The sequence below is a fragment of the Streptomyces sp. NPDC098781 genome (assembly GCF_044759995.1).
Taxonomy (GTDB): Bacteria; Actinomycetota; Actinomycetes; order Streptomycetales; family Streptomycetaceae; genus Streptomyces.
Genome location: NZ_JBIWAK010000012.1, coordinates 84,831 through 106,686, shown reverse-complemented (window position 1 = coordinate 106,686; position 21,856 = coordinate 84,831). Strand labels below are relative to the sequence as shown.

At 69.8% G+C, this 21,856-nt stretch carries 19 protein-coding genes, 1 tRNA gene and 1 riboswitch; of the genes, 13 read left to right on the top strand and 7 right to left on the bottom strand.

All coding sequences use genetic code 11. From position 1 onward, the window contains the following. Nucleotides 1-35: 35 nt before the first annotated feature. The 7 genes from ACIQWG_RS37250 (at nucleotide 36) to ACIQWG_RS37220 (ending at nucleotide 7,425) form a co-directional block, all read left to right on the top strand. A complete protein-coding gene (locus ACIQWG_RS37250; protein WP_404104403.1) occupies nucleotides 36-1,328 on the top strand; it encodes a cytochrome P450 in 1,293 nt (430 codons plus the stop codon). 166 nt (nucleotides 1,329-1,494) lie between these two features. After that, entirely contained in the window at nucleotides 1,495-2,535 is a 1,041-nt protein-coding gene (locus ACIQWG_RS37245) for a transglycosylase family protein (RefSeq protein WP_404104401.1), read from the top strand. A gap of 208 nt (nucleotides 2,536-2,743) precedes the next feature. Then, nucleotides 2,744-2,943: riboswitch (cyclic di-AMP (ydaO/yuaA leader) on the top strand. A gap of 4 nt (nucleotides 2,944-2,947) precedes the next feature. Then, nucleotides 2,948-3,637 carry a transglycosylase family protein gene (locus tag ACIQWG_RS37240; RefSeq protein ID WP_404104399.1) on the top strand — a complete coding sequence of 230 codons (690 nt, stop codon included), beginning with the start codon at nucleotides 2,948-2,950 and terminating at the stop codon, nucleotides 3,635-3,637. Nucleotides 3,638-3,970: 333 nt separating this feature from the next. Beyond that, nucleotides 3,971-5,257, top strand: coding sequence for a phosphopyruvate hydratase (gene eno / locus ACIQWG_RS37235; protein WP_351194476.1), 1,287 nt, complete (start codon nucleotides 3,971-3,973; stop codon nucleotides 5,255-5,257). Between the two features lie 102 nt (nucleotides 5,258-5,359). After that, nucleotides 5,360-5,836: a septum formation initiator family protein gene (locus tag ACIQWG_RS37230; RefSeq protein ID WP_404104396.1), complete on the top strand. Its 477-nt coding sequence runs from the start codon at nucleotides 5,360-5,362 to the stop codon at nucleotides 5,834-5,836. Between the two features lie 25 nt (nucleotides 5,837-5,861). Further along, complete coding sequence (locus tag ACIQWG_RS37225; RefSeq protein ID WP_404104393.1) at nucleotides 5,862-6,380, top strand: DUF501 domain-containing protein; 519 nt, start codon at nucleotides 5,862-5,864, stop codon at nucleotides 6,378-6,380. An 82-nt stretch (nucleotides 6,381-6,462) separates the two neighbouring features. After that, nucleotides 6,463-7,425 (top strand): exopolyphosphatase, encoded by a 963-nt coding sequence (locus ACIQWG_RS37220; RefSeq protein ID WP_404104390.1) that lies wholly within the window; start codon nucleotides 6,463-6,465, stop codon nucleotides 7,423-7,425. Between the two features lie 82 nt (nucleotides 7,426-7,507). Here the strand turns inward: ACIQWG_RS37220 and ACIQWG_RS37215 are convergent, their stop codons facing one another. Continuing rightward, nucleotides 7,508-7,726 (bottom strand): hypothetical protein, encoded by a 219-nt coding sequence (locus ACIQWG_RS37215; RefSeq protein WP_404104387.1) that lies wholly within the window; start codon nucleotides 7,724-7,726, stop codon nucleotides 7,508-7,510. Nucleotides 7,727-8,274: 548 nt separating this feature from the next. Here ACIQWG_RS37215 and ACIQWG_RS37210 point away from each other — a divergent pair. Both ACIQWG_RS37210 and ACIQWG_RS37205 read left to right on the top strand, forming a co-directional pair. Beyond that, complete coding sequence (locus ACIQWG_RS37210) at nucleotides 8,275-9,660, top strand: NAD(P)/FAD-dependent oxidoreductase (protein WP_404104384.1); 1,386 nt, start codon at nucleotides 8,275-8,277, stop codon at nucleotides 9,658-9,660. A gap of 214 nt (nucleotides 9,661-9,874) precedes the next feature. Further along, nucleotides 9,875-11,170, top strand: coding sequence for a class I SAM-dependent methyltransferase (locus ACIQWG_RS37205; protein WP_404104381.1), 1,296 nt, complete (start codon nucleotides 9,875-9,877; stop codon nucleotides 11,168-11,170). A gap of 68 nt (nucleotides 11,171-11,238) precedes the next feature. Here ACIQWG_RS37205 and ACIQWG_RS37200 read toward each other — a convergent pair whose 3' ends face one another. After that, on the bottom strand, nucleotides 11,239-13,773 hold the full coding sequence (locus ACIQWG_RS37200) for an ABC transporter permease (RefSeq protein WP_404104377.1): 2,535 nt from the start codon (nucleotides 13,771-13,773) through the stop codon (nucleotides 11,239-11,241). Beyond that, the gene (locus ACIQWG_RS37195; RefSeq protein ID WP_404104374.1) at nucleotides 13,773-14,543 is read right to left on the bottom strand and encodes an ABC transporter ATP-binding protein; all 771 of its coding nucleotides are present in this window, start codon (nucleotides 14,541-14,543) and stop codon (nucleotides 13,773-13,775) included. The genes ACIQWG_RS37200 and ACIQWG_RS37195 overlap by 1 nt, the downstream gene beginning before the upstream one ends. A gap of 393 nt (nucleotides 14,544-14,936) precedes the next feature. Between ACIQWG_RS37195 and ACIQWG_RS37190 the strand changes: the two genes are divergently transcribed. From ACIQWG_RS37190 to ACIQWG_RS37180, 3 genes are all read left to right on the top strand, one after another. Continuing rightward, nucleotides 14,937-15,020, top strand: a tRNA-Leu gene (locus ACIQWG_RS37190). 171 nt (nucleotides 15,021-15,191) lie between these two features. After that, nucleotides 15,192-16,367, top strand: a complete 1,176-nt coding sequence (locus tag ACIQWG_RS37185) for a 4-hydroxybenzoate 3-monooxygenase (RefSeq protein ID WP_404104371.1) — start codon at nucleotides 15,192-15,194, stop codon at nucleotides 16,365-16,367. Nucleotides 16,368-16,582: 215 nt separating this feature from the next. After that, nucleotides 16,583-17,479, top strand: coding sequence for a Bax inhibitor-1/YccA family protein (locus ACIQWG_RS37180; RefSeq protein WP_404104368.1), 897 nt, complete (start codon nucleotides 16,583-16,585; stop codon nucleotides 17,477-17,479). An 85-nt stretch (nucleotides 17,480-17,564) separates the two neighbouring features. On the opposite strand, the gene ACIQWG_RS37175 is transcribed toward ACIQWG_RS37180, so the two are convergent. After that, a complete protein-coding gene (locus tag ACIQWG_RS37175) occupies nucleotides 17,565-17,795 on the bottom strand; it encodes a DUF4287 domain-containing protein (protein WP_380858968.1) in 231 nt (76 codons plus the stop codon). Nucleotides 17,796-17,887: 92 nt separating this feature from the next. Here ACIQWG_RS37175 and ACIQWG_RS37170 point away from each other — a divergent pair, with 92 nt between their 5' ends. Next, the gene (locus tag ACIQWG_RS37170) at nucleotides 17,888-18,199 is read left to right on the top strand and encodes a hypothetical protein (protein WP_404104364.1); all 312 of its coding nucleotides are present in this window, start codon (nucleotides 17,888-17,890) and stop codon (nucleotides 18,197-18,199) included. Between the two features lie 31 nt (nucleotides 18,200-18,230). On the opposite strand, the gene ACIQWG_RS37165 is transcribed toward ACIQWG_RS37170, so the two are convergent. From ACIQWG_RS37165 to ACIQWG_RS37155, 3 genes are all read right to left on the bottom strand, one after another. Then, the gene (locus ACIQWG_RS37165; protein WP_404104647.1) at nucleotides 18,231-19,013 is read right to left on the bottom strand and encodes a hypothetical protein; all 783 of its coding nucleotides are present in this window, start codon (nucleotides 19,011-19,013) and stop codon (nucleotides 18,231-18,233) included. Between the two features lie 295 nt (nucleotides 19,014-19,308). Then, a complete protein-coding gene (locus ACIQWG_RS37160) occupies nucleotides 19,309-20,529 on the bottom strand; it encodes an acetyl-CoA C-acetyltransferase (protein WP_404104361.1) in 1,221 nt (406 codons plus the stop codon). Nucleotides 20,530-20,678: 149 nt separating this feature from the next. Continuing rightward, on the bottom strand, nucleotides 20,679-21,704 hold the full coding sequence (locus ACIQWG_RS37155; RefSeq protein ID WP_404104358.1) for an SGNH/GDSL hydrolase family protein: 1,026 nt from the start codon (nucleotides 21,702-21,704) through the stop codon (nucleotides 20,679-20,681). Nucleotides 21,705-21,856: the final 152 nt, after the last annotated feature.

Genomic DNA, 21,856 nt, shown 5'->3' with positions numbered 1-21,856 from the left:
ACAGGGCCCGCACCGGCAGCGGATACCGTCAAGGAGTGACCAACCAGCCCACTCCCGCCGACAAGCCCACCGGCACCACCCCCGAACCCCCCGACCTCTTCACCTGGGAGTTCGCCACCGACCCCTACCCTGCCTACGCCTGGCTCCGGGAACACGCGCCCGTGCATCGGACGCGGTTGCCCAGTGGGGTGGAGGCCTGGTTGGTCACGCGCTACGTCGACGCCAAGCAGGCGCTCGCCGACCACCGGCTCTCCAAGAACCCGGCCCACCACGACGAGCCCGCGCACGCCAAGGGCAAGACCGGTATCCCCGGGGAGCGCAAGGCCGAGCTGATGACCCATCTGCTCAACATCGACCCGCCGGACCACACCAGGCTCCGCCGGCTGGTCTCCAAGGCCTTCACGCCCCGCAGGGTCGCCGAGTTCGCCCCTCGGGTGCAGGAGCTCACGGATCAGCTCATCGACCAGTTCGCGGCGAAGGGGAGCGCGGACCTGATCCACGAGTTCGCCTTCCCGCTCCCCATCTACGCCATCTGCGACCTGCTCGGCGTCCCCCGCGAGGACCAGGACGACTTCCGGGACTGGGCGGGCATGATGATCCGCCACCAGGGCGGCCCGAGGGGCGGGGTCGCGCGGTCGGTGAAGAAGATGCGCGGCTATCTGGCCGACCTCATCCACCGCAAGCGCGAGGCACTTCCGGCCACCCCCGACCCCGGCGAGGACCTCATCTCGGGCCTCATCCGCGCCTCCGACCACGGTGAGCACCTGACCGAGAACGAGGCCGCGGCCATGGCCTTCATCCTGCTGTTCGCCGGCTTCGAGACGACCGTCAACCTCATCGGCAACGGCACCTACGCCCTGCTCACCCACCCCGAGCAGCGCACCCGCCTCCAGGCCTCCCTCGCCGACCGCGACAGCGACCTGCTCGAAACCGGCGTCGAGGAACTCCTGCGCTACGACGGCCCGGTCGAGCTCGCCACCTGGCGCTTCGCCACCGAGCCGCTCACCATCGGCGGGCAGGACATCGCACCCGGCGACCCCGTCCTCGTCGTCCTGGCCGCCGCCGACCGTGACCCGGAGCGGTTCGCCGACCCGGACGTCCTGGACCTAGGCCGCCGCGACAACCAGCACCTCGGCTACGGCCACGGCATCCACTACTGCCTCGGCGCCCCGCTCGCCCGACTGGAGGGCCAGACCGCCCTGGCCACGCTCCTCACCCGACTCCCGGACCTCCGACTCGCCGTGGAACCGGGGGAGTTGAGGTGGCGCGGCGGGCTGATCATGCGCGGCCTGCGCACCCTTCCGGTGGAGTTCACCCCCCTTGGGTGAGTCTGTCCACAGCCGCGACCATGACGTGGGCCCAATTCTGTGATCTTCACGTGATCTACGCGGCATTAACTTGTGACAAGTGATCGTCTGCCTATACGTTCACGGATCAACGAAGGCGCCCAGTTTCACGCGCCACAGTCACTGCTGTCTCGTGAAAGGCACCCGCATGCTCTCCGGGAACGGTCGTCACCGTCGCCCTCGTCAGGCTCCGGCTCTTCTCGTCGCCGCCGGAGTGACCGGCTCCGCCATCGCCATCCCGCTCCTCGGTGCCACGGGCGCGAGCGCGGCCGACGGCAATGTGTGGGACAAGGTGGCCGACTGCGAGAGCGGTGGCTCCTGGAGCGCCGACACCGGCAACGGGCGCTACGGCGGGCTCCAGCTGACCCAGGACGACTGGGAGAAGTACGGCGGTCTCGACTACGCCAACAGCCCCGACCTGGCCAGCCGCTCGCAGCAGATCGCGGTGGCGCAGGACGTCCTGGCGGACCGGGGGACCAGCCCCTGGGGCACCTGCGCGGTACTCAACGGGCTCACCCCGAAGTCCGGCGCGGTCGACCTCGACACCGGCGTGGGCGAGGACTCTCCCTCCGCGGTGTCCGGATCCTCCGGGCTGCTCGATTCCTCGACGTCGTCCGGATCGTCCGGCTCATCCAACTCGTCCGGTTCATCGGATTCGTCCGATGAGTCCAGCTCGCCGAGTACGTCGGCCTCTTCCGGGGGTTCCTCGAACTCGCCCAGCGGCTCCCCCGACGGTTCGTCCGAATCGCCCGACAGCTCCTCGTCCTCCCCCTCTTCGTCCGCCGGGACCGGCAGCTCCGCGAAGTCGGACTCGCCCGACTCGAAGGTCGCACAGTCGCCGGACAGCTCCCCCATAGAGACCCCAAAGGCGGGCAATCGGGGCAACTCGGACCAGGACTCGGGCTCCTGGAGTCTTGTCGACACCGGGTCGATCGACGACGTGAGCGCCGGTTCCGGGCGTCATCGGGGCCCCAGCGCCGACGAGAGCGACACCGCCGACAGCGCCACCAAGTCCTCCGGCCGGCATGCCTCGTACAGCGTCCGCCAGGGCGACACGCTCGCGTCCATCGCCGACTCCCTTGACCTCGACGGCGGGTGGCGCGCGCTGTATGAGGCGAACAAGCAGGCCATCGGCGCCGACGCGAACGACATCTTCGCCGGTCAGACGCTGGACGTCCCCGTCGAATAACGGTCGAACAGGGCGAAAAACAGCGGCAGTTCGCGCCCCGATTCGGTGTGTAATGTCCGTTTTAACAGTAGTGAGAGATAGATCTCAGAAGCCCTGATCGTCTTTGTAATTCCGCGAATCGAGTGTCTACGGTCGTGATCGCTCGCCACCAGAGCGAGCCCCTACGCCGTCACGCCGAATCCTGCCGGCGGCCGTACGGGAACAGTCGTCGCGTCAAGCGCCGTAGGCAGGAGCGGGGGACCCAAGGTTTGCGCCGGGTCCGGCAGTTGAGGCCTTTCGAGGCCGCACGGCCGGAGCCGGCTCGGGGTGAAGCCGCGCAGCGGGAGCCGAGAGGCGAACGTGCGCGGCCGGGCAACTCAACCGGCCCGAACCCGACAGCTCACCTCGCAGGCGTCGGTGAGGGGATCTCTCCATGCTGTTTTCCAGCAAGGGCAAGCACCGTCGTCCGTCCAAGGCCGCCCGCGCCATCGCCGTCGTCGGCGTCACCGGTGCCGCCGCCGTCGCCGCCCCGCTGATGGCGGCCGGCAACGCCTCGGCCGCCACCGCCTCCGAGTGGGACACCGTCGCCCAGTGCGAGTCCGGCGGCAACTGGTCGATCAACACCGGCAACGGCTACTACGGCGGTCTTCAGTTCTCCGCCTCCACCTGGGCCGCGTACGGCGGCACCCAGTACGCCTCCACCGCCGACCAGGCCACCAAGTCCCAGCAGATCGAGATAGCCGAGAAGGTCCTCGCGGCCCAGGGCAAGGGCGCCTGGCCGAACTGCGGCACCGGCCTGTCCAGCGCCGCGTACTCCGGCTCCTCCGCCGGCGGCTCCTCGCAGAGCACCGAGACCACCCCGCGCTCCTCCGAGCAGCAGTCGGCCTCCCGCTCCACCGACCGCCCGGCCGCCAAGAAGAGCACCAAGACCGTCACCACCCCGACCGGCAAGAAGGTCAAGAAGGGCGACGGCGAGTACAAGGTCGTCAAGGGCGACACCCTCAGCTCGATCGCCGAGGAGAAGAACGTCAAGGGCGGCTGGGAGAAGCTCTTCCAGCTGAACAAGGACATCGTCGAGGACGCGAACCTGATCTACCCGGGTCAGCAGCTGCACCTGAAGTAAGAGGCAGCGGCGGGCCGCGACATCCGGCGGCCCGCGGCAGCACGCGACCGACAGGTGAACCACAGCGCCTTCACATCCGTGGACCCCATAGTGAGGGCGTCGTGAGGACCACCCCCCGTCCCCGCGAACTCCCCGCCTCGGTGCGTTTTCCCCCGTACGCACCGGGGCGGGGTTCTTCTCTGTCTGGGGAAGGTTTTTGTTCCGTTCGGAAACAATTTACTCTCGGTTCTGTCCACGGGGCGGTCGACCGCTGGTCTGATGCCCGGAGCCGGTTAGGCTCGTCTCGCAGTACCCCACACGGTCTGCGTACCCGCGTCACATCCGAAGAAGGAGATGCTCGTGCCGTCCATCGACGTCGTCGTAGCCCGGGAAATCCTGGACTCCCGAGGCAACCCCACGGTCGAGGTCGAGGTCGGCCTCGACGACGGCAGCACGGGTCGTGCCGCCGTCCCGTCCGGCGCCTCGACCGGTGCCTTCGAGGCCATCGAGCTCCGCGACGGTGACCCCAACCGCTACCAGGGCAAGGGTGTCGAGAAGGCCGTCCTCGCCGTCATCGAGCAGATCGGCCCGGAGCTCGTCGGCTACGACGCCACCGAGCAGCGCCTGATCGACCAGGCCATGTTCGACCTGGACGCCACCGACAACAAGGGCTCGCTCGGCGCCAACGCCATCCTCGGCGTCTCGCTCGCCGTCGCGCACGCCGCCTCCGAGGCGTCCGACCTGCCGCTCTTCCGCTACCTGGGCGGCCCGAACGCGCACCTGCTGCCGGTGCCGATGATGAACATCCTGAACGGCGGCTCGCACGCCGACTCCAACGTGGACATCCAGGAGTTCATGATCGCCCCGATCGGCGCGGAGTCCTTCTCCGAGGCGCTGCGCTGGGGCACCGAGGTCTACCACACCCTCAAGAAGGTGCTGAAGAGCAAGGGCCTGGCCACCGGCCTCGGCGACGAGGGCGGCTTCGCCCCGAACCTCGGCTCCAACCGTGAGGCCCTCGACCTCATCCTCGAGGCCATCAAGGAAGCCGGTTACGCCCCCGGCGAGCAGATCGCCCTCGCGCTCGACGTCGCCGCCTCCGAGTTCTACAAGGACGGCAAGTACCTCTTCGAGGGCAAGGAGCGCTCCGCCGCCGAGATGACGGAGTACTACGAGGAGCTCGTCGCGGCCTACCCGCTCGTCTCCATCGAGGACCCGCTGTTCGAGGACGACTGGGCCGGCTGGAAGGTCCTCACCGACAAGCTGGGCGACAAGGTCCAGATCGTCGGCGACGACCTCTTCGTCACCAACCCCGAGCGCCTCGCCCGCGGCATCGACGACGGCGCCGCCAACGCGCTGCTCGTCAAGGTCAACCAGATCGGCTCGCTGACCGAGACCCTCGACGCCGTCGAGCTCGCCCAGCGCAGCGGCTTCAAGTGCATGATGTCCCACCGCTCCGGCGAGACCGAGGACGTCACGATCGCCGACCTCGCCGTCGCCACCAACTGCGGCCAGATCAAGACCGGCGCCCCGGCCCGCTCCGAGCGCGTCGCCAAGTACAACCAGCTGCTGCGCATCGAGGAGATCCTCGACGACGCGGCGGTCTACGCGGGCCGCAGCGCGTTCCCGCGCTTCAAGGGCTGACCCTTACCGGGTTAAGGCTTAGCCAGTCGTACGTACGTCCCCGTACTCGGTCCCGTACCGTGTGCGGGGACGTACGCACGTGAAAGGGGAGGCGGAGAGCCGATGGCCGTCAAGGACCGGGACCGTTTCTCCACCGCGACGAGAATCCGGTTGCTCGGCGAGCAGACGGCGGCCCGTGTCTACCGCTCCCAGACCAAGCGGCAGGCCCGGCGCTCCAGGCTCACCGGACGCGCCGCGCTGCTCGCACTGGTGGTCTGCTCCCTCGTCGTGGCACTGGCCTACCCGATAAGGCAGTACGTCTCCCAGCGCGCCGAGATCGCCGACATGCAGCGCCAGCAGGAGGAGGCCGCCCGGCGCGTCGAGCAGCTGCGCGACCTCAAGGCACGCTGGCAGGACGACGCGTACGCCGAGCAGCAGATCCGGCAGCGGCTGCACTATGTGATGCCCGGGGAGACCGGCTACATCGTGGTCGATCCGGACGCGGGCAAGGCGTCCCGGACCGACCGGAGCGCGGCCGACCGCCCCTGGTACGCGAACATCTGGGACGGGGTCGACAAGGCCGACGCCGCCGCCGAGTGAGAACCGAACCGATAGAAAGACAGGCATGGAAACCCCCCCGCCGCCCACACCGCGCACCGAGCCCACCGACGCCGACGTCGAGGCCTTCAAGCAGCAGCTCGGGCGGCCCCCGCGCGGACTGCGCGCGATCGCGCACCGGTGCCCGTGCGGCCAGCCGGACGTCGTCGAGACCGCCCCTCGGCTGCCGGACGGCACGCCGTTCCCGACGCTGTACTACCTGACCTGCCCGCGCGCCGCGTCGGCGATCGGCACGCTGGAGGCCGAGGGCGTCATGAAGGACATGACGGCCCGGCTGGAGACGGACCCGGAGCTGGCGGCCGCCTATCGCGCCGCGCACGAGGACTACATCCGGCGGCGGGACGAGATCGAGGTGCTGACGGGCTTCCCCAGCGCGGGTGGGATGCCGGACCGGGTGAAGTGTCTGCATGTGCTGGTCGCGCACTCGCTGGCGGCCGGGCCGGGGGTGAACCCGCTGGGCGACGAGGCGATCGCGATGCTGCCGGAGTGGTGGATGAAGGGGCCGTGCGTGGTCCCGGCCGAGTGACCCGCGGCGGAGCCGCTGACAGCCTCAGCGTCCCGCCGCCCCCTGACACCGAGAACTCCCGTACAGCGGAAGGGCACCACCCATGACCCGCGTCGCCGCCATCGACTGCGGTACGAACTCCATCCGGCTCCTCGTCGCCGACATCGACCCCGCGAGCGGTGAACTCGTCGACCTGGACCGGCGTATGACCATCGTGCGGCTCGGCCAGGGCGTCGACCGCACCGGGCGGCTCGCCCCGGAGGCGCTGGAGCGGACCTTCGCCGCCTGCCGTGACTACGCGGCGATCATCAAGGAGCACGGCGCCGAACGGCTGCGGTTCGTCGCCACGTCCGCCTCCCGGGACGCCGAGAACCGGGACGAGTTCGTGCGCGGGGTCGTGGCGATCCTGGGGGTCGAGCCCGAGGTCATCACCGGGGACCAGGAGGCCGAGTTCTCCTTCACCGGAGCCACCAAGGAGCTGGCCGAACACGACCGTCTCCCCAAGCCCTATCTGGTCGTGGACATCGGCGGCGGCTCGACCGAGTTCGTCGTCGGCGAGGCGCACGTGCGCTCGGCGCGCTCCGTGGACGTCGGCTGTGTGCGGATGACCGAGCGGCATCTGGTGCGGGACGGCGCGGTCTCGGACCCCCCGTCCGGGGAGCAGGTCGCGGCGATGCGGGCCGACATCGAGGCGGCTCTCGACCTCGCCGAGGAGACCGTGCCGCTGCGCGAGGCCAGGACGCTGGTGGGGCTGGCCGGTTCGGTGACCACGGTGTCGGCGATCGCCCAGGACCTGCCCGAGTACGACTCGACGCGTATCCACCACTCCCGGATCACCGTCGACCGGGTCCGCGAGATCACCGACTGGCTGCTGCGCTCCACCCACGCCGAGCGCGCGGCCGTGCCCTCCATGCACCCCGGCCGGGTGGACGTCATCGCGGCCGGCGCGCTGGTGCTGCTCGCGATCATGGAGCGGATCGGCGCCGAGGAGGTCGTCGTCAGCGAGCACGACATCCTCGACGGCATCGCCTTCAGCGTGGCGCAGGACGCCGAGCGCGGTCGCTGACACGCGCGACGACGCGGGACGGCCCCGGTTCCTCGTGGGGAGGGACCGGGGCCGTCGTGCTGCGAACTCTGCCGAACGTCCGTCAGTTGCAGAGGAGGACGATGAGGCCGCTGCACCCGCCGTCGTCACCGCCGTAGCTCGGACTCGCCTGCGCGACCGTGGCCTTGGTGGGGACGTGGGCGGGCGTGGCCGCGGCGGACGCGGCCGTCGCCGCACCCGTCGCCAGGGCGATGCCCAGGGCAACGCCGACCGAGACTATTCGCTTGCCGGCCCGCTTGGGGGCCTTCTGTGAGGTGATCATGGCTGCACGCTATGTGGCCTTTCGATCATTTTCGCGCCGAGCGTGACCGACTGGGTGACGGTGCCTCAGATCGCGTCCGCGGGGTGGTCCGTGTCTCGTTTCGCTACCCGTCGGTAGCCATCGGGTGAGCGGTGCGGTTAGCGTATGAGCACCCTTCAGGGGGTCGTTCGGGCCCCTCGGGGGCCCCTCGGGGTGACGCGCTCGAGAAAGTTCGTGAAGTTCTTCACAAGGAATTCGGCCCTGTCGGAGCACGCATCCGTGTCGGTTGACCCTTCCGAGGGGTGAACAGGGCCTTGAACATGTTCAGATGGACGGTGTAAGGGCGTCTCGACAGCCCTTCGGCGCGGGGCGTTCCGGTCCGCTCACAGAGGGCTCGGAGGGACGGAGAGGCAGCTCACGCGGCATTGACAACGGGTCGTACCGCCCACCGGTTCCCGAACATGACCATGAGCTGTGTCACGCGGGCCGGGGATAGTAGCACAGCCCCTGAAGGAGCTTGTGAAGGGGCGCACGAGCGACCCCCCTGGGGCAGGTGGATACTCGATGGCATGAGCACCACGGAGCGTCCCAGGATCCTCGTAGTAGGCGGTGGGTACGTAGGCCTGTACGCAGCTCGGCGCATTCTCAAGAAGATGCGCTACGGCGAGGCGACCGTCACGGTCGTCGACCCCCGGTCGTACATGACCTACCAGCCCTTCCTCCCCGAAGCCGCCGCCGGCAGCATCTCCCCGCGCCACGTCGTCGTCCCGCTGCGACGCGTGCTGCCCAAGGCGGAGGTCCTCACCGGCCGGGTCACCACCATCGACCAGGACCGCAAGGTCGCCTCGATCGCCCCGCTGGTCGGCGAGGCGTACGAGCTGCCCTTCGACTACCTGGTGATCGCGCTCGGCGCGGTCTCCCGCACCTTCCCGATCCCCGGCCTCGCCGAGCAGGGCATCGGCATGAAGGGCATCGAGGAGGCCATCGGCCTGCGCAACCACGTGCTGGAGCAGCTCGACAAGGCCGACTCCACCACCGACGAGGAGATCCGCCGCAAGGCGCTCACCTTCGTCTTCATCGGCGGCGGCTTCGCCGGTGCCGAGACCATCGGCGAGGTGGAGGACATGGCCCGCGACGCGGCCAAGTACTACACCAACGTGTCGCGTGAGGACATGCGGTTCGTCCTCGTCGACGCCGCCGACAAGATCCTGCCCGAGGTCGGCCCGAAGCTCGGCCAGTACGGCAAGGAGCACCTGGAGGCCCGCGGGGTCGAGGTCTACCTCTCCACCTCCATGGACTCCTGCGTCGACGGTCACGTCGTGCTGAAGAACGGCCTCGAGGTCGACTCCAACACGATCGTGTGGACCGCCGGCGTCAAGCCGAACCCGGCTCTCGCCCGCTACGGCCTGCCCCTCGGCCCCCGCGGTCACGTCGACTGCGAGCCCTCGCTCCAGGTCAAGGGCACCGACTACATCTGGGCCGCCGGCGACAACGCCCAGGTCCCGGACCTCGTCGGCCGCAAGGCCGGCAACCCCAACGCCTGGTGCCCGCCGAACGCCCAGCACGCGCTGCGCCAGGCCAAGGTCCTCGGCGACAACGTGATCTCCGGTATGCGGGGCTTCCCGCAGCAGGACTACTCGCACGCCAACAAGGGCGCGGTGGCCGGTCTCGGCCTCCACAAGGGCGTCGCGATGATCGTCATGGGCAAGATGAAGATCAAGCTCAAGGGCCGTCTCGCCTGGTACATGCACCGTGGCTACCACGGCATGGCGATGCCGACCTTCAACCGCAAGATCCGCGTCTTCGCCGACTGGACGCTCGGCATGTTCCTCAAGCGCGAGGTCGTCTCCCTCGGCGCGATGGAGCACCCGCGCGAGGAGTTCTACGAGGCCGCCAAGCCGATGCCGGCGCCCGCGGCCGCCAAGCCGGAGAAGAGCGAGGCCAAGGCCTCCTGACCGGCTCCGGTCGCTGAACCCGACCGAAGGACCTCCCGCCATCCGTGGTGCGGGAGGTCCTTCGGCGTTTCCGGGATCCACCCGGGCGGCCGCAGTACATGGCTGCTGCATGTATTTTGCTCAGACATAACGCGCGTGGGGGACTGCGACGGGGCCCCTCAAGTGTTTTCGTGGTGTTGGACATTCCGGGATCGTTGTCACGGAGGTGTGCGCCATGGCCGACGCCGCGGTGCGGCTGAAAAGCCTCGTCGAACAGTTGCTGGGGGTCCCGCTCCCGGTGCGCATCCGCGCCTGGGACGGTTCGCAGGCGGGCCCGCCGGGCGCCCCGACCCTCGTCGTACGCAACCGCCGTGCCGTACGGCGGCTGTTGTTCAAGCCCGGTGAGCTGGGACTGGCCCGCGCCTGGGTCGCCGGGGACCTCGACATCGAGGGGGATCTCTACACCGCCCTCGATCTGCTCGCCGGACTCGTGTGGGAGCGGGGCGAGGACGCCCGGAGCCTGGCTCAGGCGCTCCGGGACCCCGAGGTACGCGCCGCCGTGCGCGGCCTGGTCACACTCGGCGGACTGCCGCTGCCGCCCGCACCGCCGCCCGAGGAGGTGCGCCGGCCCGGCCATCTGCACACCAAGCGCACCGACAGGCGCGCCATCAGCCACCACTACGACGTCGGCAACGACTTCTACGAGATCGTCCTCGGCCCCTCCATGGTGTACTCCTGCGCCTACTGGTCGGCCCCGCCCCCGGACGGCACCCTCGAAGCCGCCCAGCGCGACAAGCTCGACCTCGTCTGCCGCAAGCTCGATCTGAGGCCGGGTCAGCGGCTGCTCGACGTCGGCTGCGGCTGGGGCTCGATGGCGATGCACGCGGCCGGCGAGTACGGCGTGGGCGTCGTCGGCATCACCCTCTCCCAGGAGCAGGCGGCGTACGCCCGCAAGCGCGTCGCCGACCAGGGGCTCACCGACAAGGTGGAGATCCGCGTCCAGGACTACCGGGACGTCGACGACGGACCCTACGACGCCGTCTCCTCCATCGGCATGGCCGAACACGTCGGCGCCCAGCGGTATCTGGAGTACGCCGACGTGCTGTACCGGCTCGTGAAGCCCGGCGGGCGGCTGCTCAACCACCAGATCGGGCGGCGCCCCCAGCGCGACGAGTCGTCGTACGCGGTCGACGAGTTCATCGACGCCTACGTCTTCCCCGACGGCGAGCTCCAGCCCGTCGGTGTCACCGTCGGCCAGCTCGAACGCGCCGGCTTCGAGGTGCGTGACGTCGAGTCGATCCGGGAGCACTACGCCCTGACCCTGCGCCGCTGGGTCGCCAACCTGGAGGCCGACTGGGCCCGCGCGGTCAGACTCACCGGCGCCGGGCGCGCCCGTGTCTGGCGGCTCTACATGGCCGCGTGCGCGCTGTCCTTCGAGCACAACCGCATCGGCGTCAACCAGGTGCTGGCGGTACGGACCCCGGAGGGCGGCGCTTCCGGAATGCCGCTGCGGGCCCGTACTTGGGGCTGAGAGGCCGAGCCGCCGAAACACGAAGGGCCCCGCTCCCTGCCGGGAACGGGGCCCATCCGCTCGTACGGCTATTCCGTCTTGATCGCGTTCAGCATGTTCAGCCTCGCGGCGTTGCGGGCCGGCCACAGCGCGGCCAGCACGCCGACCAGTCCGGCCAGCACCAGGAAGATGCCGATCCGGTCCCAGGGGATGACCAGCGCGTAGCCCGGGATCTGCTCCGCGATGGTCTCGCCGATCGCCCAGCCGAGGAACGAGCCGAGGCCGATGCCGACCACCGCGCCGAACACCGAGATGACCACGGCCTCCAGCCGGACCATCCGCTTCACCCGGCGCCGGTCGAGACCGATCGCCCGCAGCATGCCGATCTCCTGCTGCCGCTCGAAGACCGACATCGCGAGGGTGTTGACGACGCCCAGCACCGCGATGATCAGGGCCATCGCCAGCAGGCCGTACATGATGTTCAGCAGGGTGTTGATCGCGCCGCCGAACTCGTTGCGGATGTCCTGCCGGTCCATGACGGTGATCGCGGGGTTGTCGCCCAGCGCGTCGATGAGGACCTTCTCGTTCGCCGGGGACTGGCCGCCGTCCACCTTCACGAAGATCTGCCGGATGGCCGGGTTCACCTCGTGCGCGTCGACGATCTTCTTGTCGACGAGGACGGGCGAGAGGAACTCGCTGTCCTTGTAGACCGCGCCGACCGTGAGCGTGGTCTTCTTCTCGTCGCCGAAGGTGACCGGGACGGTGTCACCGGGCTTCCAGCCCTTGCTCCTGGCCGTCTTGTCGGCGACCGCGATCCGGCCCTGGGCGAGCGAGCCGATGTCGCCGTTGACGACGTCGACGTTGAGGACCTTCTCGATGTCGCCCGGGGTGACCGCCGAGGCCGACACGTAGTCGTCCTTGCCGGTCATGAAGTAGGCGTCCTGCTGCGGGGAGACGGCCGACACACCCTTGGCCTTCTCCAGCGCGGTCAGCGCGGACTGGTCGAGGTCCCCGCCGTTCGCCATCGAGACCATGTAGTCGGCCTTGATGTTGTCCGTGGTCATCTTGTCGATGGCCGTGCCGACCGTGATGCCTAGCACCGACAGGCCGGTCACCAGCGTCAGTCCGATGGCCAGGGCAGAGGCGGTGGCTCCGGTACGGCGCGGGTTGCGGACCGCGTTCTGGCCGGCCAGCTTGCCGGCCACCCCGAACGGGCCGACGAGCAGCGGACGGACGAGCGCGATCACCGGCCGGGACAGCAGCGGGATCAGAATGATCACGCCGATCAGCGCGAGGAACGCGCCCGCCCCGATGTACATCCGGCCGTCGTCGCCGCCGGTCGAGGCACCCGCGACGATGCCGGCCGCGCCGATGGCGGTGATGGCCGCGCCGATGGAGTTGCGTACCACCAGCGACTTGGTGGTCGCCGCCGCGTGGACGCTGTTCATGGCGGCCACCGGCGGGATCTTCGCGGCCCGGCGGCCGGGCAGCCAGGCGGCGAACATCGTGATCAGCACACCGACGCCGACCGCGGCGAGCACCGGGGTGGCGGACAGGACCAGGGGGCCGTCCGGGATCTTCATCTCGAACGCGGCCATGCCGGAGCGCAGTCCGACCGCGAGACCGATGCCGAGGACGAAGCCGATCACCGAGGCGACCAGGCCCACCACCGCGGCCTCGGCGAGCACCGAGCGGGTGATCTGCTTGCGCGAGGCACCGACGGCCCGCATCAGGGCGATCTCCTTGGTGCGCTGGGCGACCAGCATGGTGAAGGTGTTGGAGATCAGGAAGATGCCGACGAACAGCGCGATGCCCGCGAAGCCGAGCAGCACCTGCTTGAGGTTGCCCATGCCCTGCTCGATCTGCTTGGCCTGCTCGTCCGCGAGCGCCTTGCCTGTCTGGGCCTCCGCGGACTCCGGCAGCAGCGGCTTGACCGCGTCCAGGATCTTCGCGTCGTCCGCGCCGGCGGCGGCGGTGACGGTGGCGCTTTCGAAATAGCCCGGCTTGAGGTACTGCTTCTGGGCGACCGCGGTGTCGAACAGGACGAGGCTGCCGCCGGCGTTGACGGCGCCGTCCTCGGTGGTGAAGACACCGCTGAGGGTGAACTCCTTCACCGGCCCGTTGGTCGCGACCCGGACCCGGTCGCCGACCCGGTACTCGCCCTTGGTCGCGGACTCCTCGTCCAGGGCGATCTGATCGTCCTTCAGCGGGCCGGTGCCCTCGGTGAACGTGTAGGCGGGGTCCTTGCCGTCCTTGCCGGGGGCGAAGTTGGAGCCCTTGTTGGACCAGCCGACGCCGATCAGCTTCCCGTCGGGGTCGGCGACCCCGGCGAAGCCGTCGACGCGGCCGTAGGTGGCGGCGACGCCGTCCACCGCGGAGATCTTGTCGAGGGTCTTCCCGGAGAGACCGGGCTCCTCCTTCGGGTCGTCCGGGTCGGCGTAGGAGGTGACCGAGACGGCGACGTCGTCGTAGCTCTTCGCCGACTGGTTGCGGAAGGCGTTGGAGAGGGTGTCGGCGAAGACCAGGGTGCCGGAGACGAACGCGACGCCGAGCATGACGGCGAGCACGGTCATCAGCAGCCGGGCCTTGTGCGCGAGTACGTTGCGCAGGGCGGTGCGGAACATCAGCTGGTGCGGCCCTTCGCGTCGAACTGCTTCATGAAGTCGAGCACGTTGTCCGCGGTCGGCCGGTACATCTCGTCGACGATCCGTCCGTCGGCCAGGAACACCACGCGGTCCGCGTAGGCCGCGGCCACCGGGTCGTGGGTCACCATCACCACGGTCTGCCCCAACTCCCGTACGGAGTTGCGCAGGAAGCCCAGCACCTCGGCGCCGGAGCGCGAGTCGAGGTTTCCGGTCGGCTCGTCGCCGAAGATGATCTCGGGCTTGGAGGCCAGCGCGCGGGCCACGGCGACGCGCTGCTGCTGGCCGCCGGAGAGCTGCGCGGGGCGGTGGCCGAGCCGGTCGGCGAGGCCGACCATCCGGATGACCGAATCCACCCACTGCTTGTCGGCCTTGCGGCCCGCGATGTCCATCGGGAGGGTGATGTTCTCCAACGCCGTCAGCGTCGGCAGCAGGTTGAAGGCCTGGAAGATGAAGCCGATCTTGTCCCGGCGCAACTTGGTGAGCTGCTTGTCCTTCAGGGAGCCGAGCTCGGTGTCGCCGATGCGCACCGAACCGGAGGAGAAGGTGTCGAGGCCGGCCACACAGTGCATCAGCGTGGACTTGCCGGAGCCGGAGGGGCCCATGATCGCGGTGAACTCGGCCTGCCGGAAGTCGACGGAGACCCGGTCCAGGGCGACCACCTGGGTCTCGCCCTGTCCGTAGATCTTCGACAGATCCGTGGCCCGCGCGGCCACGGTGGTGGCCCGGTCGGCGATGGGTGCGGTGGTCACGAGAAGAACGCTCCTGAAGGGACGGCGGTGTGTTCGAAGGACGTGTCCATCGTCCCGGCCGGGAACCGCCGTGTAGTCCGTCCCTGTTCCGGTTCCGAAGGCAGACTGCGGATGGACCGGGGGCGGCTGTGTCATACCTGAGGATGACAAGGACCCCTGACAGCTGTTCGCCTCGAGAACAGGTGGAGCGTCCTCGTTCGGACGGTGAAATTCCGTCATTCCGTATGCGTCGCCGACCGTCGCACGTAAGGCTATTGGCAAGTGCGGATGGGGCGTTCCGTGGGCTGATGCACCCTCAGACGTCAATAAAATAAGACAACATCGGTCCGACCGTCCGCTGTTCGGGGGAAGCATCCCGATAGGCTCGGGACCTCGATGCGGAGCCCATGGCCTGCCCAGATGGTGGAATGCAGACACGGCGAGCTTAAACCTCGCTGCCCCTTCGCGGGCGTGCCGGTTCAAGTCCGGCTCTGGGCACTTCCGACGCACTCCCTTCCTTCAAGAGTTCACCGCAACCGTTGACAGCGGGTGTCCGGGGCCGGAGACTCATGTCCGAAGTTGGTGAATAAAACTTCACCAGGCGAACGTCCGCTGAGGCGACCCGCGGCCGCGAGTACGCCATGGCGACAGCGAGAAGGGAAGCGACCGATGCGCACCACCGTCGGCATCATCGGAGCGGGCCCCGCCGGCCTCCTCCTCGCGCGGCTGCTGCACGGCGCCGGCATCGACTCGGTCGTCCTGGAGAGCCGCGACCGCGCCTACGTCGAGCACCGCCAGCGCGCCGGGATCCTGGAGCAGGGCACGGTGGACGTGCTGCGCGCGGCCGGCGCCGGGGAGCGGATGGACCGCGAGGGACTCAGGCACGACGGCATCGAACTGCGCTACGACCGCAAACGCCACCGCGTCGACTTCCCCGCCCTCACCGGCGGCCGTTCGGTGATGGTCTACGCCCAGACCGAGGTCTGCAAGGACCTCATCGCCCTCCAGCTCAAGGAGGGCGGCCCGCTGCTGTTCGGGGCGCAGGCGCTGGCGGTGGAGGGCGCCGACACCGACGGCCCGAGCGTGCGCTTCCGGCACGAGGGCGTCGAAGACGTCCTCGCCTGTGACTACGTCGTCGGCTGCGACGGGTTCTGGGGCGTCGCCCGCAAGGCGGTCCCCGCGGAACTGGTCCGGGTCTTCGAGCGGACGTACCCGTTCGGCTGGCTCGGCATCCTCGCCGACGTCGCCCCCTCGCACGACGAATTGGTCTACGCCCGCCACGACCGCGGCTTCGCCCTGCTGTCCATGCGCTCCCCGTCCGTCTCCCGCCTCTACCTCCAGGTGCCCGAGGGCACGGACGCCGAGGCGTGGAGCGACGACGAGATCTGGGCGGAGCTGGAGCGCCGCTTCGAGACGGCCGACGACTGGCGGCTGGAGCGCGGGCCCGTCACCCAGAAGTCGGTCACCCCCATGCGGTCCTACGTCCACGAGCCCATGCGCCACGGCCGGCTGTTCCTCGCCGGTGACGCGGCACACATCGTGCCGCCCACGGGCGCGAAGGGACTGAATCTGGCCGTTGGTGACGTCGTCACTTTCGCGCGGGCGCTCACCCATTTGCGCGAGACGGGCTCGGCGGAACTCCTCGACGCCTACTCCGAGACCTGTCTGCGCCGGGTGTGGCAGGCCGAGCGGTTCTCCTACGACATGACGACGATGCTGCACCGCGCCCCGCAGGCCACACCGTTCGAGGACCGGCTCCAGCTCGCCCGGCTGGAGCGGATCGCGGGGTCGGCGGCGGCCGAGACGGATCTCGCCGAGGGCTACACCGGGTTTCCGTTCGGGTGACCCGGGGGCGCGGGCCGGGCGGGTGATCTCCGACAGGTTCCGGCCACGTCGCAGATTGGTCATGAATGGGCCCCTTCGTGGCTGGGAATCACCCGGCCGCGTAGCGTGTTGGCCAGCACGACGAGGGAAAGATCCTCCCCAAGCACTAGGGTCAATCCTTTGCCTACCTATTACTCTTGAGCCAAGGCCGCGCACGGCGGCCATGGAGGAGTGAAATGAGGAGCAGCAACCCGGTCTTCTCGCGACGGGGGTTCAGCCGCGACAACGGCTACGCGGGCTTCAACACCGCGCCGCAGGCCGGGGGCGCCGCTGTCGGCACGCAGGGCAACCCGTACGCCCAGCCGCAGGCCGGCAACCCGTACGCGCAGAACCCTTACGCCCAGCAGGACCTGCAATACGGCGCGCCGCCGCAGGCCCCGGTCACCACCGGCCGCATGACGATGGACGACGTCCTCATGCGTACCGGCACGACGCTCGGCATCCTGATCGTCACCGCCGCGCTCGCCTGGGCGACGCTGCCGGTCGACGACGCCAACATCAGCCGGTCCTACGGCATCGCGATCGTGGCCGGTCTGATCGGCATGGTCCTGGCGCTCGTCCAGTCCTTCAAGCGCAAGGCCTCGCCCGCGCTGATCCTGTCGTACGCCGCGCTCGAGGGCGTGTTCCTCGGCGTGGTCTCCAGCGTGGTCGACAACCGCATCGCCAGCGGCGCGGCCATGCAGGCGGTGCTCGGCACGCTCGCGGTCTTCGGCGCCGTGCTGGTGGCGTACAAGGCGGGCTGGATCCGCGTCAACCGACGGTTCGTCGGCTTCGTGATGGCGGCCGCGCTCGGCTTCATCGTCCTGATGGCCATCAACCTGCTGTTCGCGGTCTTCGGCGGCGGTGACGGTCTCGGCTTCCGCAGCGGTCCGCTCGGCATCCTGTTCGGTGTCATCGGCATCCTGCTCGGCGCCTGCTTCCTCGCCCTGGACTTCAAGCAGGTCGAGGACGGCATCGCCTACGGCGCGCCGCGCGAGGAGGCCTGGCTCGCGGCCTTCGGCCTCACCCTGACGCTGGTGTGGATCTACATGGAGTTCCTGAGGCTCATCTCGATCCTCAACAGCAGCGACTGAGCCGGTAGACGGCCGTCGTAGCGACGACGTACGCGAAGGGCCCTGGGCATCCGTCCCGGGGCCCTTCGTCGTCCCGGTGCGCGCCCTAGAGCAGTTTGCGCGCGGCCCTCCTCAGGTCGTACTCGTGGATGATCGCCTTCGCGTGGCCGTACGCGAGGTTGTGCTCATGGCGGAGCCAGCTGACCTTCTCCTCGAAGTTGAAGAGGGCGGGGCCTTCTTCGACAGCGCGCAACCAGTCGGACACTTCACGACCGGTGCAATGGGGGATGCGGGCGAGCAGATTGCGATGGGTCTCCTGGGAGAAGACTTGGGACATCGGCGCCTCCGGACGCATGGGATGTAAGCCGGTCCTTCAGGTCACCGTGCCTGAGCGTTCGCCCGTTGGCAACAGTCGCGTACGCTCACGGCGTGGTTGATACGACGCGTCTGACCCGAGCCGTAGATCACTTCGCCGACCGGTTGCGGGCGGCGCCGCAGAGCCGGCTGCAACGCAGCGCCGCCGCCGAGGCACTGGCGCTGGCCAGGGAATTGGCCCGGCGGGCCCAGGTTCTGGAGGCGCCCGGGGCGGAGCCCAGGGAGCTGCCCGACGCCGGGATGTTCGCGGTGGCCGACCAAGTCACTGTCGCCGTCCATGACTTGGCCCTCGTACTCACGAACGAGGAGGAGGTCGAGGACGCGGTGCGACTGGTGGAGGAGGCGCAGAAGCGGGCCGGGGTGTGAGCCCCGGAGGGACGCCGCCGGGTCGTGCGTCCTAGAGGGACGCTATGACCCGGTCGGCCAGGATGTAGACGCTCTCCTCGCCGCACGCGAAGGTCAGCGTGTACGCGCCCGAGACACCCGAACCGCCCAGCAGCACCGGCGTCTCGCCCGCGCGCAGTGCGGCCGCCAGGCGCTCCGCCGTCTCCCGGTGACCGGGGGTCATGCACAGCGTGGTGCCGTCGGCGAAGACGTAGACGTCGAGGGTGCCCAGCGGGCCGGGCCGGACGTCGGTCAGTTCGACGGCGGAGGCGGCCAGGTCCTCGAGGGTCGCCACGGTGCGCTCGTGGTCGTTGACCACGGGTGACTGGACCGGGACGAAGTCCGGGTGGGAGGGGTGGCGGCGGCGGGCCGCGGCCAGTTCCGGGGAGTCTCCGGGGAACTCGTCGGCGTCCGTGGCCGACTCCGTCACCGGCTCCAGGTGCTCCAGACCCGCGAAATCGGCCTGCCGGGGCAGGAACAGCTCGCTGTCGGACAGACCCAGCAGCGTCGGCGCGTCGGAGGCGTCACGGGCCTCCTGGGCGGCCCAGAAGGCGCGCGCCTCGGCCAGCTCCCGCTCACGTTCCTCGGCGAGCGCCTCGGCGACGGCCGCGCGTATCTCATCGGCGTCGGATGAGTGGCGGGCCGACGGGACGAGACCGCGGGCCGCGGCGGCGTTGCTGTGCGCCAGCTCGGTGTGCAGGGCCGCGACCTGCCGGCGCAGCACCATAAGGGTGCGCAGGACGGCGACGCCCACGGCGCCGGTGGCGGCCGTGGTGAGCAGCAAGGCGATGGGCATGGCGCTCACTGACGTACTCCCGGTTCAAAGTCGACCCCCGACTTCCTACATCAGCTTGAAGGGCGGACTATCCAGCTGTCAGTGCGTAACGTCACGAAACGGACAGGGTTTTGGGCCTGGGGTTTAACGTGAAACGGCTCTGAGCTGCGTAAATCCCTCCGCCGAGGGAGATAGGTCACATCCTGGGGGAGATTGGATCACAAAACGGCCCAGAACCTTGGAGTTTTCCGGGTTCTGGGCCGAAGGCTCACGCTGGGTCGTGAGTTGACTACCTAGGGGCTCGAAATGGCCGGTTTCAGCTCAGCCGCTCGATGACCATCGCCATGCCCTGGCCGCCGCCGACGCACATCGTCTCCAGACCGAACTGCTTGTCGTGGAACTGGAGGGAGTTGATGAGCGTGCCGGTGATGCGGGCGCCGGTCATGCCGAAGGGGTGGCCGACGGCGATGGCGCCGCCGTTGACGTTCAGGCGGTCGATGTCGATGCCCAGGTCGCGGTAGGAGGGGATCACCTGGGCGGCGAACGCCTCGTTGATCTCGACCAGGTCGATGTCGTCGATGGTGAGGCCGGCGCGCCGCAGGGCCTGCTGGCTGGCCTCCACCGGGCCGAGGCCCATGATCTCGGGGGACAGGCCCGAGACGCCGGTGGAGACGATGCGGGCGAGCGGGGTGAGGCCGAGCTCGCGGGCCTTGGTGTCGGACATGATCACGACCGCGGCGGCACCGTCGTTGAGCGGGCAGCAGTTGCCGGCGGTGACGAGGCCGTCGGGGCGGAAGACCGGCTTCAGGCCCGCGACGCCCTCCATGGTGACGCCGGCGCGGGGGCCGTCGTCCTTGGCGACGACGGTGCCGTCGGGGAGGGTGACCGGGGTGATCTCGCGCTCCCAGAAGCCGTTCTTGATGGCTTCCTCGGCGAGGTTCTGGGAGCGGACGCCGAACTCGTCCATGTCCTGGCGGGTGATGCCCTTGGCGCGGGCCAGGTTCTCCGCGGTCTGGCCCATCGCGATGTAGGGGTCGGGCAGCAGGCCGTCCTCGCGCGGGTCGTGCCAGGTGGAGCCGGTCGACTCGGCGGTGGCGGCGGTGCGGGCCTGTGCCTCGGCGAAGAGCGGGTTGGTGGTGTCCGGCAGGCCGTCGGAGCTGCCCTTGGCGAAACGGGAGACCGTCTCGACACCGGCCGAGATGAAGACGTCGCCCTCGCCGGCCTTGATGGCGTGCAGGGCCATGCGGCTGGTCTGGAGGGAGGAGGAGCAGTAGCGGGTGATCGTGCAGCCGGGGAGGTGGTCCATGCCCATCTGCACGGCGACGATGCGGCCCAGGTTGTAGCCCTGCTCGCCGCCGGGGAGGCCGCAGCCGAGCATCAGGTCGTCGATGTCGCGCGGGTCCAGCTCGGGGACCTTGGCGAGGGCGGCCTGGATGATCGTGGCGGTGAGGTCGTCCGGGCGCAGGTCCTTGAGGGAGCCCTTGACGGCGCGGCCGATCGGGGAGCGGGCGGTCGAGACGATCACGGCTTCGGGCATCACGGCTCCATTGGCATACCGGGGGTCGGGCAGGGCTGTGTGGGAAGTTACCCGTACGTATGGTCCGGGTCACGGGCGTTGCGGTGTGACCCTTGCCGCAGTTTTCTAAGCGCTTGCTTTTTCGGCCGCCGCCGCGCCTGCCCGTGCCGTCACGACGACGGTGTCGCCGGGGTCCTCTCCGGTTCGGGTACCCGCCGACGGCGGCGGCGTTTCAGCAGGGCCCAGGGACCCTTGGGGCCCGTCGGCATCGCGGCCGTGACCTCGGTGCCGGCCTCCGAGGCCGCTTCTGCCGCGGCTCGGGCCACCGGCAGGAAGCCCTCGCGGCGGGTGACGTCGGGGCGCTCCTCGTCCGCCGGCCACAGGCCCAGCGTGGCGCAGACCGTCGGCAGGACCGCCATCGCCGCCGTCGCGTACCCCTCCGCCGAGGGGTGGTAGTTGTCGGGGCCGAAGAGCTCCCGCGGGTTCGCCGCGAACTCCGGGCCCAGCAGGTCGCCCAGCGAGACCGTACGGCCGCCCTGCTCGACGGTGCCGATCGTCTGGGCCGCCGCCAGCTGGCGGGACGCCCGGCGGGCCAGCCAGCGCAGGGGCTGCTGGACCGGTTCGATCGTGCCCAGGTCGGGGCAGGTGCCGACCACCACCTCCGCGCCGGCCGTGCGCAGGCGCCGTACGGCGGAGGACAGGTGGCGGACCGAGCGGGTCGGGGGCATGCGGTTGGTGACGTCGTTCGCGCCGACCATGATCACGCAGACGTCGGGGACGAGTGCCGGATCGGCGAGCACCAGGGCCACCTGGCGGTCCAGGTCGTCCGAGCGGGCGCCCGGCAGGGCCACGTTGCGCAGGACCACCGGACGTTCCGCCACCGCCGCCAGCCCCGAGGCGAGAAGCGCGCCCGGCGTCTGGCCCGCCCGGTGCACGCCCTGACCGGCCGCCGTCGAGTCGCCGAGCATGGTCAGGCGCAGCGGGGTCTCGCCGGGGGTCGCGTAGAGGTGGCCGTACCTGCCGTCGGCGTTCGGCACGTGGTTGCTGGTGCCGTTGCCGACGTGCCGCCGGGCCAACCGCACCTCGGCCAGTACCAGACCCACGGCCGCCGCGCCGGCCAGACCGATGCCGCCTCCGCCGTACGCGGCGCCCGCCGCGATCCGCCGGGCCACCCTCGCCCTCGACATGCTCGTCATGCTTCGCCGCCACCTCCTCATAGCCGTACATCAACTGATTGCCCCGCACGGACCGTGGCCCAATCCCAACGACGAGTGAACGCACCTTCACCGGCCCCGTGCAGGCCACAGGGCCTAGGCTGGCGTAACCACTACGACCACCCTTTTTGCAG